At 60.2% G+C, this 15,609-nt stretch carries 15 protein-coding genes, 2 rRNA genes and 1 CRISPR repeat array (1 of these 18 cut by a window edge); of the genes, 12 read left to right on the top strand and 5 right to left on the bottom strand.

What is annotated here, in order from left to right:
• Positions 1–84, top strand: a 23S ribosomal RNA gene (locus tag CYA_RS10860); it begins 2,725 nt to the left of the window's first position.
• 58 nt (positions 85–142) lie between these two features.
• Positions 143–260 (top strand): 5S ribosomal RNA (gene rrf / locus CYA_RS10865).
• A 60-nt stretch (positions 261–320) separates the two neighbouring features.
• Here the strand turns inward: rrf and CYA_RS10870 are convergent.
• The 3 genes from CYA_RS10870 to CYA_RS10880 are packed head-to-tail and all read right to left on the bottom strand — an operon-like array spanning position 321 to position 2,836.
• Entirely contained in the window at positions 321–788 is a 468-nt protein-coding gene (locus tag CYA_RS10870; protein ID WP_148203208.1) for a response regulator, read from the bottom strand.
• Between the two features lie 47 nt (positions 789–835).
• Positions 836–2,497: a TM0106 family RecB-like putative nuclease gene (locus tag CYA_RS10875; RefSeq protein WP_228375290.1), complete on the bottom strand. Its 1,662-nt coding sequence runs from the start codon at positions 2,495–2,497 to the stop codon at positions 836–838.
• Positions 2,498–2,557: 60 nt separating this feature from the next.
• Positions 2,558–2,836, bottom strand: coding sequence for a hypothetical protein (locus tag CYA_RS10880; protein ID WP_011431115.1), 279 nt, complete (start codon positions 2,834–2,836; stop codon positions 2,558–2,560).
• Positions 2,837–3,278: 442 nt separating this feature from the next.
• On the opposite strand from CYA_RS10880, the gene CYA_RS10885 reads away from it, so the two are divergent.
• Entirely contained in the window at positions 3,279–4,127 is an 849-nt protein-coding gene (locus tag CYA_RS10885) for an ABC transporter ATP-binding protein (RefSeq protein WP_011431116.1), read from the top strand.
• 42 nt (positions 4,128–4,169) lie between these two features.
• On the opposite strand, the gene CYA_RS10890 is transcribed toward CYA_RS10885, so the two are convergent.
• Positions 4,170–4,889, bottom strand: a complete 720-nt coding sequence (locus CYA_RS10890) for a response regulator transcription factor (RefSeq protein ID WP_011431117.1) — start codon at positions 4,887–4,889, stop codon at positions 4,170–4,172.
• Between the two features lie 387 nt (positions 4,890–5,276).
• On the opposite strand from CYA_RS10890, the gene CYA_RS10895 reads away from it, so the two are divergent.
• The 8 genes from CYA_RS10895 to rpiA all read left to right on the top strand — a co-directional run bounded on the left by CYA_RS10895 (position 5,277) and on the right by rpiA (position 11,955).
• A complete protein-coding gene (locus CYA_RS10895; RefSeq protein WP_099812877.1) occupies positions 5,277–5,645 on the top strand; it encodes a hypothetical protein in 369 nt (122 codons plus the stop codon).
• 167 nt (positions 5,646–5,812) lie between these two features.
• Positions 5,813–6,619 (top strand): SH3 domain-containing protein, encoded by an 807-nt coding sequence (locus CYA_RS10900; protein WP_011431119.1) that lies wholly within the window; start codon positions 5,813–5,815, stop codon positions 6,617–6,619.
• Between the two features lie 128 nt (positions 6,620–6,747).
• On the top strand, positions 6,748–7,668 hold the full coding sequence (locus CYA_RS10905; RefSeq protein WP_228375292.1) for a DUF4382 domain-containing protein: 921 nt from the start codon (positions 6,748–6,750) through the stop codon (positions 7,666–7,668).
• Positions 7,669–7,725: 57 nt separating this feature from the next.
• Complete coding sequence (locus tag CYA_RS10910) at positions 7,726–8,265, top strand: hypothetical protein (RefSeq protein WP_011431121.1); 540 nt, start codon at positions 7,726–7,728, stop codon at positions 8,263–8,265.
• A 2-nt stretch (positions 8,266–8,267) separates the two neighbouring features.
• Positions 8,268–8,912, top strand: a complete 645-nt coding sequence (gene cbiM / locus CYA_RS10915) for a cobalt transporter CbiM (protein WP_011431122.1) — start codon at positions 8,268–8,270, stop codon at positions 8,910–8,912.
• Complete coding sequence (cbiQ, locus tag CYA_RS10920; RefSeq protein ID WP_011431123.1) at positions 8,899–9,714, top strand: cobalt ECF transporter T component CbiQ; 816 nt, start codon at positions 8,899–8,901, stop codon at positions 9,712–9,714. Before cbiM ends, cbiQ begins: the two co-directional genes overlap by 14 nt.
• Positions 9,715–9,849: 135 nt before the next feature.
• Positions 9,850–11,232, top strand: coding sequence for a 30S ribosomal protein S12 methylthiotransferase RimO (gene rimO, locus CYA_RS10925; protein ID WP_049749783.1), 1,383 nt, complete (start codon positions 9,850–9,852; stop codon positions 11,230–11,232).
• Positions 11,233–11,262: 30 nt separating this feature from the next.
• Entirely contained in the window at positions 11,263–11,955 is a 693-nt protein-coding gene (gene rpiA / locus CYA_RS10930; RefSeq protein WP_011431125.1) for a ribose-5-phosphate isomerase RpiA, read from the top strand.
• On the opposite strand, the gene pdxA is transcribed toward rpiA, so the two are convergent.
• Entirely contained in the window at positions 11,912–12,961 is a 1,050-nt protein-coding gene (gene pdxA, locus CYA_RS10935; RefSeq protein ID WP_011431126.1) for a 4-hydroxythreonine-4-phosphate dehydrogenase PdxA, read from the bottom strand. The two genes, rpiA and pdxA, sit on opposite strands and share 44 nt — an antisense overlap.
• A gap of 10 nt (positions 12,962–12,971) precedes the next feature.
• A CRISPR array of direct repeats spans positions 12,972–14,201; the repeat unit is 36 nt; unit sequence GTTTCCAATTTCTAGGGATCCCCCCGAAGGGGGAAC.
• A 274-nt stretch (positions 14,202–14,475) separates the two neighbouring features.
• Between pdxA and CYA_RS10940 the strand changes: the two genes are divergently transcribed.
• Positions 14,476–15,453 carry an alpha-ketoacid dehydrogenase subunit beta gene (locus CYA_RS10940; protein ID WP_011431127.1) on the top strand — a complete coding sequence of 326 codons (978 nt, stop codon included), beginning with the start codon at positions 14,476–14,478 and terminating at the stop codon, positions 15,451–15,453.
• Positions 15,454–15,609: the final 156 nt, after the last annotated feature.

The raw sequence follows: 15,609 nt of genomic DNA on the forward strand, positions 1-15,609 counted from the left end.
GAAGACGACCCGGTAATAGGCTCTAGGTGGAAGTGCAGCAATGCATGCAGCCGAGGAGTCCTAATAGACCGTCTGCTTGACCCAACTGCAGGGGTGTTCTGCCTTCTCTTGCTGTGCAGCTTTCAAGGTGTTTTTCCCTTTGCCTGGTGCCTATGGCGATGTGGAACCACGCCGACCCCATCCCGAACTCGGACGTGAAACGCATCAGCGGCGAACCTACTTGAGGGGTGACCCTCCGGTAACCTAGCTCGGTGCCAGGCTCATCTCTCCACACCAACCCCCCAATACAAGGGGGGTTAATTTTCATCTGGGGGTAAAACTTACGGGAAGTTTCTCCCTTGAGCTCGCCGTAAGAGTTCTGTGCGTTCCAGATGGTTGAAGATGGGCGTGATCAGCTCTGGACCGACGATGGGTTTACCAACGAAGTCATCCTCTCCCGCTTGAAAGACTTGTTCGAGTGTGTGAGGGTCTGGGTGGGCGATTAGGAAGAGTATCGGGATCTTGCTCCAATCTCGGTCGTTTAATTCCGACATTATTTGATTAAGCTGCTCCCAAAAGTCTTTTGGGATCGAGAGGGAGTACAGGTCAAGTCTCCAGGGATCCAGTGGTTCTCTCAGCGCAAGGACGAATGACTTGTTGTCATCCACAACTAAAATCCTTTTTCTCTCGAGATTTGAGGCTTCATTTTTGGCATAATCTAGTTGCTCGTTGAGAATCTTAAAGATAGCATCTGGGTCAATAGGCTTTTGCAAGAGCATGCGCTTGAGATCAGCATCTTTCGTTAGCAAAATGAGGAGAGGCAGATTTCGATTCCACCGAGATGGTGCTGGTTCGATCAATGTCCGGCCCAAGTATCTGGGCTTGGGCCGTCGACGGGGGCAAGAACCGAACCTTGGCTTAGCCAGTTTTTAAGGCAATAGGTAGCCCGGCAGTCGTCCTCGTTGTAGATGAGCGACTGCTCCAAATAGCGGCGATCTCGTGTTTCCAGCCACTGGCTGTACCAGTAGATGGAGTGGGCTCCACTGCCCTCGGGTAGTTGCCACTTAAACCCCAGCCAGCGAGCGATGTTTTTCAGGGAGTAGCTCTCGATGGGTAGCACTACCGAGCGCTGAACCCAGATGTGCAAATCTACAAAGCGCTTCAGCAGTTGCCGCACCTCTCGGGGATCCGTTTGGTGCTGCTCCCCCAGTCGCCGACAAGTCTGTACTTCAAAGCTGTGAAAATGATAGATGGGGGCCTCAGGGTAGCGTTGAACTAGCTGTAGGAATTGTTGCCAGGCTTGCCCTTCCTCTCGCGGCTCAGCAGCTAGGCAACTGTAGTAGTTGACAACCTTGTTCTCCTCTGCTTGTTCTACCACGAGCAAGCCCAGTAGGTAAGCGACGTTGTGGCGGGGATCCGCCTCGATATCGAAGTACAGCTCCACGGGCGCTGTCGGCAGAGCCTGAGGCGGGGATTGCAGCCAGAGGGGCTTGCGGCTGAGGGTGGCACGGGCTTGAAGCTGCAGTTGCAGGGCCACGCCGGCTCCCAGCTTGGGGATAGCCTGGAGCATCTCCAGGCGAGCGTTAGCTAAAGCCTCAATCGAATGGATCCCTGCCTCCTGCAAAAGGGGATAGCGGGATCCGGTTACGCCCGGCAGCAGGCTGAGGGGTTGAGCGGCGGCGTTCAACTGCCGACAGTGCTCCCGCCAGTGGCAAAGATGGCAGCGGCTGCGGGCCATGAACACCTGCGGTGGTTCCGGCTGGTTGAGGGAGTGCAGGTACTCCTGCAGCAATTGCCGCACCTGTGCTCGTCGGCGGCTCAGGTGGACGGGGTGCCACTTCCCATCTTTCAGGATCAAAATGCCCCGCTTGGGAACGTTTCCCTGCAGGGATCCGAGCAACTCTGCCTGCAAAGCCAGCACCAATTCGTATTCCGGTTTGGGGCGTTTGCCGATACGAATATGAACCGGCAGGTAAGAGGATCGGGCGGCGTGGCGACTTCTGCCAACGAGAGCGGGATCCCGAATTAGCAGATCCAGGGAGCTGCTCACCCAAACTGAACGTCTCTCTGGAACAGCTTCAGGCGGCAACGCAAGAGCGGGCACCATCTCGCAGTCTTCTGGGGCAGGGATGGGATCCCTTGGAGAGGAGGAGTGAGGGACAGGTTCAGAAGCAAGCTGCAACAGCTCTGCCTCAGCAGTACAGTTGAGATCTTCCTGCGGTTGCCAAAACAGCTCTGCGGCAATCCGTCCGCCGTAGATCCGCTCCGCCCCGTCGGCCATGGCTGCCAAGAGAGCTTCATTGCCCGGCGCAACCCGTTCTCCGGGGAATCGCTCAAACACAGCGGCTGCCAGGGCTTGGCGATCCCGCCGCCATTGCTCCAGCAGGTTGTCCGGCGGCAACTTGGCCTCTTGAGGGCCAAAGCGATCCAGGTAAGGCAAGCGTCGGCAACGAAAGAAAGCAAGCAGCTCCTCAGCCTCAACAGAACCCTGTCCTGCTGCTGCAACCTGGCACTCCAACGGTGGAAAACCTCAGCTCTGCTGCCATTGTGGCATGCCCCCAGGTTGCCCTCTGATCCTTCAAGACTTGGGATCCTGAGCGGGCAGGAGATGGGCGATGATCCGCTCAATCGTCTCAGATTGGCGACGAGCTGTATCGGCTTGCTGTTGACATATTGCCTTTAACTCTCCCAGCCAAGTGCTCTGCTCCTGGGATATCAGCACCTGTTGTTGAACAATGGCTTTCAGATGGGTCAGGTCATCCTTGACGAAGCTGACGGTCTCGGCCAAGGTCAACACAGCCCCAACCAGGCGATCCAGCCGGAAGTCAATTTGGTCGAACCGGTCTTTGCTCTGCATTTTCCTTACATTGGTTAGTAGAGGTTATCGGTGGGCGCTGAGGGAGGTCGCTTCACTGAGAAGAAAGCCCCAGTCTGACAGCCAGACCGCTCAAGCTTGTGTCTCTATTGTTACCCATAAGTACAAATACAGCACTAGCCATTTAGCACAACTTCCTCTATCTGCTGTACGCTCATGCCCTGCCCTGCGGACGCAACTCACTCTTCAGGTGCAATGTATACTATTTTGCAGAGCTTAGAGAAAAAACACAGGGAACGAGATCACAGCCACGGAAGACTTGAAGGGATAGCATAAACTACTGCCAAGGGCAGGGATCCCTGATAAGACCTGCAGCTTGCTGACACGGCTGGCGTATGCTAGAGAATAAAGATTTCTTTACACTTTACCGGAGCGGACTGTGACAGCTCTTTCGACGGCCCCAACCTTGCCCCAAACCAAGACGGTGGCGGTGGAAATGCAGGGGGTGTGGAAGCGTTTTGGGCAGCAGGTGGCGGTTCAGGACTTGAGCCTGCGGATCCCGCAGGGGGAGGTATTTGCCCTGCTGGGGCCCAACGGCGCCGGCAAATCCACCACCATCCGCATGCTCACTAGCCTCACGCGACCCAGCCAGGGATCCATCCAAGTGGGGGGCTACGACGTGGTGCGGGATCCCTTGGCGGTGCGGCGGCAGATCGGCGTGGTGTTGCAGCCCATCACCCTGGAAGCAGAGCTGACGGTTTGGGAAAACCTGGAGTTCCATGGGCGCATGCACCACATCCCCAACCCGGAGCGGCAGCAGCGCATCGACGAGTGGCTGGAGTACGTGAAGCTGGCCGACCGGCGGCACGACAAAGTGAAGACCCTCTCCGGCGGCATGAAGCGGCGCCTCCAGGTGGCCAGGGCGCTGTTGCACCGGCCTCAAATTTTGTTTTTGGACGAGCCAACCGTTGGGTTGGATCCCCAGGCGCGGCGGCTGCTGTGGGAGATCCTGCGGGATCTGAACCGGCAGGGGATGACCTTGCTGATTACCACCCACTACATGGAAGAGGCCGAGGAGCTGTGTGACCGCATCGGCATCATGGACGGCGGGAAGCTAATCGAGCTGGGCAGCACCGACCAGTTGCGGGCCAAGTACGGAGAAGCCCTGCTGGTGCGCTCCCGCCCTGGCCAGGAGGTGAGCTACACCTTTTTCCCCAGCTTGGCGGAGGCCCAGCGGCAGTTGGAAGCGGAACCCGACAAAACCGGCCTGATGGTGCGCCCTGCCAACTTAGAAGATATTTTTGTACGCTTGACGGGCCGTCGCCTGGATTAGCGCGCCCTCAGCCTCAACCTCTCTCCTTCGGAAAGAGGGAGGTTACGGTTTTTCCTCTCCCCATCCCTCCTTTGGAGTGGGGGGCTCGAACTTGTAGCCAACTCCGCGCACGGTGCGGATCAGCTCCGGTTGGCTGGTATCGGTTTCCAGCTTCTTGCGAATTTGGCCGATGTGGACATCGACCACCCGTTCATCTCCCTCGTGGTTAAAATCCCACACCTCTTGAATCAGCTCAGACCGTCGCCACACCCGTCCTGGGTGTCGAGCCATGGCGTAGAGCAAATCAAACTCTAGAGCGGTCAGGTTAATCGGGCGACGGTCACGGATAACTTCTCGGGTGGTCGGGTCGATCACCAAGGAGGGAAAAGTCAAAACCGGCGCGCTGCCTGTTTCCGTTCTCGTCCGCCCTCGGCGCAGGATAGCCTGTACCCGCGCCTGTAACTCCGGCAGGCTGAAGGGTTTGGTCAGGTAGTCATCTGCGCCTAGCTGAAATCCTTGCAGCTTGTCGGCAGGATTCACTCGGCTGGTTAACATCAACACATACACGCCGGTCTCTTTTTGCATCTGCTGGCAAAGGTCGTAGCCGCTCACATCCGGCAAATTCAGATCCAAAATCACCAAGCCTGGCTGAAAAGCGCGCAACTGCTGGAGGCCCTCGGCCCCCGTCGTCGCTACCTCGACTGAGTACCCCTGCCGCTGCAAATACCGCTTGAGCAGCGCGCAAATGCTGGGATCGTCATCGATGATGAGGATGCGTAACATGGCAGCTTGACGCTCTCACAGTCAGCACGAGGCAGAGTTGTAGAAAAGCCCTGCCCGCAGGGCAAACGCATTTTGCGCCTGGGCAGGAGAGGGCAGCCCATCCAGACTACAACAGATAGCTTCAGGTTTTTACATTACCCATTGGATTGCACCAGGAGCTTGGCCTTTCTGGAACCCTCTTTCTCTGGGTAAATCAAGGGAGGCTAACCCAAGAATCTCAGGCATTATTCATTCTACTGGGTTGTCCGGAGGAAAGGGAAAGGGTAAGGTAAAAGGGATTCGCGCAGCAGCTTCTTGCCCGCAGAGAGAAGCCCATTCAAAAACCTCGCCACTTCTGTACTTGCAGGCCAAACCTTAAAGTTGCACGCCGGTTTATCCCAGAAGCCTATGTACAATCCCAACGAAGTCTTTCGCAAAGATATCCAGTTGGCCCTCTTCACCTGGGGGATCCTGGAGCTGGCCTGTTTTGTCATCATGCCGTTTACCCGGGCCTACGAGTATGCGCAGGTAGCGGATTGGCTGTGGCCTTCGCTGGTTTTGGGACCGGTGGGGGCGGTGGTGGTGGCCTTTTGCTCAAAGCTCACAGTAGCTGCTAATTACATCCCCGACCCGAAAAAGAAAAGGGCCCAGCGACAAATTGCCCAGGTCATCAGTTTCTTCGGCTTCCTGGGCTTGGCCTTGCCCTTGCTCCTGGCCGGGTGGACATTTGGCCACGAGGTTCTCACCACCGACTGGGAGAATATGTTCACTAAGTAGAAACTAAACTTGCTACTGATTTGCTCCAGACAGCGTTGCCCCTGGGTAGGTGGCTTCCCAAGGCAGTACACAGAGGCGAAACTAGAAGTACCAGAGATGCTCTGGTACTTGCAAGCGTTGGCAAAGCCCTTTGCTTTCGTCTCCGGCTTTTGGGAGCTGAGTTTTGGATGGCTAACTACCCAATGCGAGGCCGTTCTTCTCCTGCTGCCAGCGGTTTTCCCTTCGGCACCTTAATGGCACTGAGCCTCTCGGTTGGGGTCTTGGCTGCTCTGGGTTGGCAGGCGTGGCGGTTCATTGCCCCCCTGCTGGCTCCTCCTGCGGCGCCTCAGTTTCCTCGCGCGGTGCGTGTGGATCCCTTACCCAGCCCGACAAGTTTGCCTTCCTCCCCCTCTGTTCGCGTCAGTGGGACGGAGTCCTTGCCGGCGGCGGGCACCATCGACCCTGAGGCCTTTCCCCCCGGCAGCCGCGGGCGGGTAATCGAGCCCATAGGTCTAGCCATTCGCAGCCAGCCTTCTGCTGACGGAGCCTACCAAGGGGGAATTGTGGCGGGGGAAACGGTGACGGTGCTGGAGTACAGCGCTGATGGCCGCTGGCAGCGGGTGCGGCGGGAGCTAAACGGCCAGGAAGGCTGGGTGCGGGCCGGCAATTTGGGCCCCGTGGAGGGTGGGGCAGCGGTTGCTTCAGCCACAACTGCTGCAACGCCTGCGGTCGAATCCACACCAGAGTCCACTCCTTTGCCGACTCGGCCCCCCGCAGCAACAAGCATTGCCCCAGGTGCGCAGGGGCGGGTGATCGAGCCGATTGGCCTGGCGCTACGGGCCACTCCCGACCGGGAAGGGGCTTACATTGGTGGCCTGCCCATGAATGAGGTGGTGACGGTGTTGGAGTACAGCGCCGATGGCCGCTGGCAGCGCATCCGGCGCCAGAACGGGCAGGAAGGTTGGGTGCGGGCCGGCAACCTGGCGCAAGAGTAGCAAGATGCCCCGGTGGGGGATTGTAGGTTGGCGAGAGCTTGTGGTTGGCTGGGACAGTACCGCCAGCCGCTGTCGGGAGGGGCAGGCGCGCTAGCGGGAGGGAGTTCTTACACTGGTGGCAGCACCTGGTGTCTTGGTTTCAGTGGTCATTGCTGCGACCCCTGGCCAAAGGGATGGTTCTGGTGGCCCTGGGTCTAGGAGCCGGCATGACGGCTTGTCGCCCGCCTGTCGAGCCGGGGCCAGCCAGGGATGGGCAGGCGATCTCTGCCTCGGCTACGGGCACGCTGGAGCTGTGGGCCAACGGCGAAGCGTTCCTGCGGGAGGGGCTGGTCTCCAAAGAGGGCTGGGCGTTGCAGTTTGAGCATGTGTACGTGACGCTGGCGGACATTACGGCCTACCAGACGGATCCCCCTTTTGATCCGCAAGGGGAAGGCGAGCTCCAGGCCAAGGCCTTGGTCAGCCTGACAGGGCCTCTTACGGTGGATTTGGTGCCGGAGCGAGCCCTGCTGGGATCCCTGGAAGCCCCCCCTGGGCACTACAACGCCCTGGCCTGGCGCCTAGTGCCGGCAGCGGAGGGGCCAGCAAAGGGCTACTCCCTCTGGATCGAGGGCAGAGCTCGACCGGCAGAAGGGGAGGGAGAGGCGATCCCCTTTGTGCTCAAGTTCAGCCCCGAGCTGGCTTTTGTCTGCGGCGAGTACGTGGGGGAGACGCGCAAGGGCTTTGTCCGGGCAGGCCAGGTGGCGGATCTGGAGGCGACTTTCCACTTCGACCACCTGTTTGGGAATGGCAGCCTGCCTCCCAAGGACGACCTCAACTCAGCGGCGCTGGGGTTTGCCTCCCTTGCGAAGTTGGACCCAGTCGACCCAGTCTCCCTCGAGCAAGGGCTAAAGGCGGGATCCCAGCCGCTGGAGGTGGACTGGGGCAGCCTGCAGGAGGGATCCCCTAGGGCCCAGGCCGTCTTGCAGAGCCTGCAGAGCTTGGGGCACGTGGGAGAGGGCCACTGCCGCGCCTCCTCTGGCGGCCTCGGCGGGACGGGATCCTTGCCTTAGGTTTTAGGCCTGGGTGGCTTTTGAGATCGAAGGGTGTCCTCTGTCTTTTGCTGACCGATGAACTCAGTCTGGCCAAAGCGCATCCCTTTTTCCCCTTCCTGGCAACTGAGCTGGTTGGCCTTGGGCCTGCTCCTATCTCCGCCGGCTTGGGGCCATGGGGTGGAGGCCTCTTGGCGGGCTGTTCCCACCTTTGAGATCCAGGCCCGCTACGATTCCGGCGAGCCGATGCGTTTTGCCCGAGTTACGGTGTTTGCGCCCACCAATCCCACTCTCCCCTGGCAGGAGGGAGAGACAGACGGAGAGGGCCGGTTTTGGCTGCAGCCGGATCCTGAGCTTAAGGGACTGTGGCAGGTGCGCATTCGCCAGGCCGGCCACGGCGGGGTGGTGAACGTGCCGGTGGGCGAGGAGGGTATGCAGGCAGAAGGGATCCCCAGCCCCTCCTCCCCTGGCTTTGGCCCCCTGCAGCGGGGGGTTATGGCTGCCTGTGTTATCTGGGGCTGTTTGGGCACGGCCCTGTTTTTTTCCCGGCCCCGCCCCTTCCAAGGCCCAGAACTCCCCGACTCCCCAGTGGATGCTGCCGCTTTGAGCCAAGACTAGCCATGCACATCAGCGAGGGCCTTTTGCCAGCACCGCTTTGGCTGGGGGGTTATGGCATCACTGCCCTGCTTACGGGTTGGAGCCTACACCTCCTCCAGCGGTTGGAAAAGGATCCCCGCCGCCAGCTCCCCAAGGCAGCGCTGCTCACGGCGGCCTTTTTTGTCGCCTCCTCCCTTCACCTGCCTTTTCCCCCGGCCAGCCTGCACCTGCTGCTCAATGGGCTGATGGGCGTGATGCTGGGGGCCTTGGCCTACCCGGCAATTGTGGTGGGCCTGTTTTTTCAGGCGGTGGCTTTTGGGCATGGGGGGTTGACCACCCTGGGGATCAACGCCGCCATTATGGGGATCCCGGCGCTTCTGGCAGGAGGGATCTTCCGGGCAAGCCGGCGCTGGTTGGGCACGGGCTGGGCCGCTTTTTGGGCGGGAGCGGTGGGGGTGGTGCTGGCGGCGCTGCTGTTTTACGGCGTGGTGCTGGCGGCGCTGCGCAGGGAGGGGATCCCTTCCACCTCGGCAGAGCACCTGGCTCTGACCAGTTTGGTAGCTGCCCACCTGCCGCTGGCAGGGGTGGAGGGGCTGTTTACCCGTTGGGTGGTGCTGTTCTTGCAGCGGGTACAGCCGCAGCTTTTGGGGGAGGATGAAAAGCTCTAAGGCTAATCTGCCCTGCCCGCCTCTCGCCTCCAGGAGTTTTTCCTCCCCTTGGCTCCACCGCTGGCGGCCTCTGCCCAAGGTGGTTGGCCTACTGGCATTGATGGCGGCTTTTGCCCAGGTGCAGCGCTTGGCCTTGCTACCCCTAGTTTGGGTGTTGGTGGCTCTTCTTTGGGCGCTCTCCGGCTTGCCCCTGCGCCGAGGGCTAAGACGGCTGGCCGCCCCAGGAGTTTTGTTGATAGCCTTCGTCCTCTTCTTGCCTTTTGCCGTTGGGGAGACCTTCCTCTGGCAGTGGGGCTCCTTGGCTTTGCGCTGGGAGGGGCTGGAGAGGGCGCTTTGCCTTGGCGGGCGCAGCCTGGCGCTGTTGGCCCTGGCAATGCTGCTGGGGGAGACCACCCCTCTGCCGGCCCTGTTGGCAGCCCTAGGGGCTTTGGGGATCCCCGACCTCCTCCTGGAACTGGCCTGGCTAACCCAGCGCTATTTGCAGGAAGTGGGCAGCCAGTGGCAGCGGATGCAGCGGGCCGCGCGGCTGAGGGGCTGGCGACCGCGGGGATCCCTGTGGCAGCCTGGGCCAACTTGGCGGCAAGACCTGCCCTTTCTGGCTGCTGCCGTGGGCACTTTGTTGGTTCGCAGCTACGAACGTTCGCAGCGAGTTTACCAGGCGCTGCGCCTGCGGGGCTACGGGCGGGCGCCCTTGGTGCCGCCAGCGGCTGGCGGGGATCCCTGCAGTTGGGCGGCCACCGGGCTGGCGCTGGCAGTGGCTGTTGGCTTGGTTTTGGTTAACTTTGGGGGCTATCCCGATTGAGCGGGTTGGCAGCGAGTTAGACAAGATAGACGGTTCTCTTCCCCGCCTTTAAAAGCAAAACCCAACTAGAACTAGAATAAGAAGGCTTTAATCTTCTCAGCTCTTGTCGCCATTTGCGCGTCCTCTCCTGGGGCTATGAACTGGTTAGAAACCGCTTTGTCTACCTCTTCCCTCAAGGAAGCGCCGGCTGTTGCCGTTTTGCACCTGGGCTGTGAGAAAAACCGGGTGGACACCGAGCACATGCTGGGCCTGCTGGCCCAGGCAGGCTACCGGGTGGAGGGCGACGAAGACAGCGCCGACTACGTCATCGTCAACACCTGCAGCTTCATCGAAGCGGCGCGGCGGGAGTCGGTCAGCACCCTGATGGAGCTGGCGGTGCAGGGCAAGAAGATCATCATCGCTGGTTGCCTGGCGCAGCACTTCCAAGAGGAGCTGCTGCGGGAGATCCCCGAGGCGGTGGCCATCGTCGGCACCGGCGACTACCACCAGATTGTCCAGGTTATCCAGCGGGCAGAGCGGGGAGAGCGGGTTAACGCCGTTACCTCGAGCTTAGATTACATTGCCGACGAGACCGTCCCCCGCTATCGCACCACCCATGCCCCGGTGGCCTACCTGCGGGTGGCGGAAGGGTGTGATTACCGCTGCTCCTTCTGCATCATCCCCCACCTGCGGGGAAAGCAACGCTCCCGCCCCATCGAGTCCATTCTGCGGGAAGCAGAACAACTGGCTGCAGAAGGGGTGCAGGAGCTAATCCTCATTTCCCAGATCACCACCAACTACGGGCTCGACCTCTACGGGGAGCCGCGGCTGGCCGAGCTTATCCGCGCTCTGGGCCAGATCCCCATCCCCTGGATCCGCATGCTCTATGCCTACCCCACGGGCATTACGCCGGCGGTGGTGGAGGCCATTCAGGAGACGCCCAATTTCTTGCTCTATCTGGATCTGCCGCTGCAGCACAGCCACCCAGCGATCCTCAAGGCCATGAACCGCCCCTGGCAGGGCCAGGTTAACGACCGGCTCATCGAACGGCTGCGCCAGGCCCTGCCCAAGGCTGTCCTGCGCACCAGCTTTATCGTCGGCTTTCCCGGCGAGACGGAGGAGCACTTCCAGCATCTTTTGGAGTTTGTCCAGCGCCACCAATTTGACCATGTGGGGGTGTTCACCTTTTCCCCGGAAGAGGGCACGCCCGCCTACCATCTGCCCCAGCAGGTGCCGGAGCCCCTCAAGGAAGAGCGCCGCGCCCGCCTAATGCAACTGCAGCAAGGGATCGCCTTCCGCCGCAACCGCGAGCAGGTGGGGCAGGTGGTGCCTGTGCTTTTGGAGCAGGAAAACCCCCGCACCGGCGAGTGGATTGGCCGTTCCCCCCGCTTTGCCCCTGAGGTGGACGGGGTGGTGTATGTGCGCGGGCCGGGATCCCTGGGATCCCTGGTGCCGGTGCAGATTACGCGGGCCGAGCCCTACGATCTCTTTGGCCAGGTGGTGGAGGCGCCAGCAGGCTTTAGCTGGAGCGGACGGTAGAATAATTCGGTTGAACTTCGGAAAGGCGAGATGGCCAGTGCAGATGAGCTGAAACAGGCGGCAGCCCAAGCGGCGGCCCAAAAGGTGCAGTCGGGCATGGTGGTGGGGCTGGGCACGGGATCCACAGCCGCCTTTGCTGTGGGCGCCCTAGCCCAGCGCATGCAAAAGGAGGGGCTGCAGTTCATTGGGGTGCCCACTTCCGAGCGCACGGCAGAACAGGCCCGCTCTCTAGGGATCCCGCTGGCCACGCTGGAGGAGCAGCCGCGCCTAGATCTTGCCATCGATGGAGCCGACGAAATCGAAGTGGGATCCCTCAACCTCATCAAGGGGGCAGGGGGAGCTCTGCTGCGGGAGAAACTGGTGGAGGCCAGCGCTGCTGAGCTCATCATCATCGCCGATGCCTCCAAAAAGGTGGCCCACCTGGGCACCCGCTTCCCGGTGCCGGTGGAGGTGGTGCGCTTTGGCTGGAAGACGACCCTAGCGCGGGTGGAGGCCCTGGGCTGTCAGGCGGTGCTGCGGCGCACTGCCGAGGGGGATCCCTACCTCACCGACGAGCAGCACTACATCCTCGACTGCCAGTTTGGCCCCATCGCCAATCCGGCCAAGCTGGCCGAGCAGCTCAAGGGAACGGTGGGGGTGGTGGAGCACGGCCTGTTTATCGGCATGGCCACGGAGGCCATTATCGCTGGGCCTGAAGGGATCGAGACGCTGCGGCAGAGCTGAGGGCCAGCTCGGCTGCTAGCAGGATGGCCTGCTTGAGGCTCTCGGCGCGGGCTACCCCCTGCCCGGCTAGGTCAAAGGCAGTGCCGTGGTCGGGGGAGGTGCGAATAAAGGGCAGCCCCAGGGTTAGGTTGACGGCCCGGTCAAACGCCAGCAGCTTCACGGGGATCAGGCCTTGGTCGTGGTAGAGAGCCAGGTAGGCATCGGCCACAGCAGGAGCTCCTTGACCATACCAGGCCTGGGCGGGCGCTAGCCACATGGTATCGGGGGGAAGCGGCCCCCAGATTTTGGCGTGGGGATAGGTTCTTAGCAGCTCCGCCAGCCACGTTTTCTCTTCCTGCCCAAGCTGCCCCTGCTCGCCAGCATGGGGGTTAAGGCCAGCCACAGCAATCACCGGATTGACAATCCCAAAGAGCTTACGCAGGGATCCAACCAGCAAGTCCAACTTCGCGCGCACCAGCTCCGGGGTAAGGGTGAGGGGCACCTGGCTCAGGGGGATGTGGGTGGTGGCCAGCAAAACCCGGATCTGCCAGCCGCTGTGGGGAGAACGGGCCACAAACAGCATGCCGTAGCGCTCGCTCCCGCTGAGCTGGGCCAGAACTTCTGTTTGGCCAGGGAAGGGGTAGCCCGCCTGGTGCCAGAGGTATTTGGCAATGGGAGCGGTCACGATCCCCTGGAACTGGCCCCGCAGCGCTTCTTCAATAGCTGTTTTCAGGTAGGCAAAGCTGGCCGCCCCGCTTGCGACATCCCCCCGGCCCACGCGCGACGGCTCTAGGTAGAAGCCGCTGCCGCCCTCCAGCACCGGGATCCCTGCCGGGTCGGCCAGGTCGGTTGCCCCTCGCTGGCGCAGAAGGCAGTAGGTAGCTTCCAAAACCTGCCGCTCGCCCACCACCGTTATCTGGGCGCAGGCCTGCACCTGGGGATCCGCCAGCGCCTTGAGCACAATCTCTGGCCCAATCCCCGCCGGATCTCCCAATGTCAGGGCTAGCTTCGGCAGCAGCAAGCTCATTTTCTATTTCTAGTCCAATTTCTAGGGATCCCCCCGAAGGGGGAACAATGGAGTTACGTGGTTCCAGAATAAGCGGCTGGAGAAGTTTCCAATTTCTAGGGATCCCCCGAAGGGGGAACAAGCAAACAACTAACTTTCGCAAGAACTTGGCGTTCATAGTAATGTTTCCAATTTCTAGGGATCCCCCCGAAGGGGGAACTCCCAAGGGTACTACAGTTACTATTTCGCAGTTGCGCAAGGGTTTCCAATTTCTAGGGATCCCCCCGAAGGGGGAACTTTGCTGGGTCTATCGAAACAGATTCACTGGATAAACGTTTCCAATTTCTAGGGATCCCCCCGAAGGGGGAACTGTATCTGGGCATACGGTGGGTGGTACATTTCGGAGCGTTTCCAATTTCTAGGGATCCCCCCGAAGGGGGAACCTCATAGTGCGGGATGTAGGCGGTAAGCGCTTCTACTGTTTCCAATTTCTAGGGATCCCCCCGAAGGGGGAACCCTTTTTTAACAACTTCCTTAACTAGAGCAGATGTTTACAGTTTCCAATTTCTAGGGATCCCCCCGAAGGGGGAACAGCATTACTGAGCTGCGCAAAGCGCAAAAGCGTGAGCGGTTTCCAATTTCTAGGGATCCCCCCGAAGGGGGAACTCTAAACAAAGGAGTCCGTATGAACACATTCAAGATTGTTTCCAATTTCTAGGGATCCCCCCGAAGGGGGAACTGATGGTATACCCAGTCCTGACTGGGCTACATCCTGCCGTTTCCAATTTCTAGGGATCCCCCCGAAGGGGGAACTTCTGGCGGGATCACCCACACACCCCTGTACTACAGTTTCCAATTTCTAGGGATCCCCCCGAAGGGGGAACCCGATTCGTTCGCAAGCGACTGGTTACTAACAGTCTTTACGTTTCCAATTTCTAGGGATCCCCCCGAAGGGGGAACATTAAGTATAAGACAGAGCAGCATCCTATTTTTCGCACTAATAGTTTCCAATTTCTAGGGATCCCCCCGAAGGGGGAACTCGACACGGCCGCCACGAATAAACCAAGGACTCAGGTTTCCAATTTCTAGGGATCCCCCCGAAGGGGGAACTTACCGTCCAGTACATATACATCCCGCACTTCAAGAAGAGGTTTCCAATTTCTAGGGATCCCCCCGAAGGGGGAACATCCTGCTGATATGGTAGAAGGCTTGGTAGCTCCTCAATGTTTCCAATTTCTAGGGATCCCCCCGAAGGGGGAACGGCAAAAAAGGGCCCCGAAGAGGGGGGGTGAGAGGCCTGAAAGCCTTGTGGCGCAAGGCATCGAGCGGGTCAACGAAAGAATCGGCCTTTGCGGGTTTTGGCGAGGCGCTCGCAGAGCTGCTGATACCGTTTTGGTGTGCTTTTGGCAACATGACCGGGGTTGGGATCCCTAGGGGCGAGGTGCCCTGCCCAGCGGGTTGTCTGCCAGCGGATCCCTGCCGGCAAAATGGTTTAATGGAAACTTAGCAACATTTTTGAGCAGCGGTTGCCCTCTATGGCCGAGACCTTCCTTTACAATGCCTTGCGTGCCGCCCTCGACGAAGAGATGGCCAGGGATCCCAATGTGTTTGTTCTGGGAGAGGATGTGGGCCACTACGGCGGCTCCTACAAAGTCACCAAAGACCTATATCGCAAATACGGGGAGATGCGCCTCCTGGATACCCCCATTTGCGAAAACAGCTTCACCGGCTTGGCCATCGGGGCAGCCATGACCGGCTTGCGGCCTGTGGTGGAAGGGATGAACATGGGCTTTTTGCTCCTGGCCTTTAACCAAATTGCCAACAATGCCGGCATGCTGCGCTACACGTCCGGCGGCAACTTCAAGATCCCGCTGGTGATCCGCGGGCCAGGCGGGGTGGGACGCCAATTGGGAGCCGAGCACTCGCAGCGGCTGGAGGCTTACTTTCAGGCAGTGCCGGGTCTGAAGATCGTCGCCTGTTCCACCCCTTACAACGCCAAGGGTCTGCTCAAGTCGGCCATCCGCGACGACAACCCCGTTCTCTTTTTCGAGCATGTGCTCCTCTACAACCTCAAAGAAGACCTGCCGGAGGAGGAGTACCTCTTGCCCCTGGACAAGGCGGAAGTTGTCCGCACGGGATCTGACGTTACCATCCTCACCTACTCGCGCATGCGCCACCACGTGCTTAAGGCCGTGGACACCCTGCTGGAGCAGGAGATCGATCCGGAAGTGATCGACTTGATCTCCCTCAAGCCCCTCGATATGGAGACGATTGCTGCTTCGGTGCGCAAAACCCACCGGGTGGTCATCGTGGAAGAAGACATGAAAACGGGCGGCATTGGGGCAGAGCTGACGGCCCGCATCATGGAAGAACTCTTCGACGAGCTGGACGCGCCCGTAGTGCGCCTGGCCTCCCAAGACATTCCCACCCCCTACAACGGCACGCTAGAAGCGGCCACCATTGTGCAGCCGGCAGATATTGTGGCAGCGGTGGAGCGGCTCCTCTACGGATGAGACTCTTGCCTGCTGGCAGGCAGTAGCCGGAGGGCGGGGAGTGCCTGCGCCCTTTTGCAAGATACCTATCCCAACCCCAAGGCGGTGTTGCTGGGGGAGAGCCGGTTCCAAATGCTGCCGGCCCGCTATCCCTAGGCGGCTCTGGAAGTGGGGAGG

This window comes from Synechococcus sp. JA-3-3Ab (genome assembly GCF_000013205.1).
In the GTDB taxonomy this organism is placed as follows: domain Bacteria; phylum Cyanobacteriota; class Cyanobacteriia; order Thermostichales; family Thermostichaceae; genus Thermostichus.

What these genes read in the sequence shown, in the direction of transcription:
- CYA_RS10910 (WP_011431121.1), top strand. Translation starts at nt 7,726, where the DNA reads ATGAACTCAGTCTGGCCAAAGCGCATCCCTTTTTCCCCTTCCTGGCAA.
- cbiQ (WP_011431123.1), top strand. Translation starts at nt 8,899, where the DNA reads ATGAAAAGCTCTAAGGCTAATCTGCCCTGCCCGCCTCTCGCCTCCAGG.
- CYA_RS10880 (WP_011431115.1), bottom strand. Translation starts at nt 2,836, where the DNA reads ATGCAGAGCAAAGACCGGTTCGACCAAATTGACTTCCGGCTGGATCGC.
- CYA_RS10895 (WP_099812877.1), top strand. Translation starts at nt 5,277, where the DNA reads ATGTACAATCCCAACGAAGTCTTTCGCAAAGATATCCAGTTGGCCCTC.
- CYA_RS10940 (WP_011431127.1), top strand. Translation starts at nt 14,476, where the DNA reads ATGGCCGAGACCTTCCTTTACAATGCCTTGCGTGCCGCCCTCGACGAA.
- cbiM (WP_011431122.1), top strand. Translation starts at nt 8,268, where the DNA reads ATGCACATCAGCGAGGGCCTTTTGCCAGCACCGCTTTGGCTGGGGGGT.
- CYA_RS10900 (WP_011431119.1), top strand. Translation starts at nt 5,813, where the DNA reads ATGGCTAACTACCCAATGCGAGGCCGTTCTTCTCCTGCTGCCAGCGGT.
- rimO (WP_049749783.1), top strand. Translation starts at nt 9,850, where the DNA reads ATGAACTGGTTAGAAACCGCTTTGTCTACCTCTTCCCTCAAGGAAGCG.
- CYA_RS10890 (WP_011431117.1), bottom strand. Translation starts at nt 4,889, where the DNA reads ATGTTACGCATCCTCATCATCGATGACGATCCCAGCATTTGCGCGCTG.
- pdxA (WP_011431126.1), bottom strand. Translation starts at nt 12,961, where the DNA reads ATGAGCTTGCTGCTGCCGAAGCTAGCCCTGACATTGGGAGATCCGGCG.
- rpiA (WP_011431125.1), top strand. Translation starts at nt 11,263, where the DNA reads ATGGCCAGTGCAGATGAGCTGAAACAGGCGGCAGCCCAAGCGGCGGCC.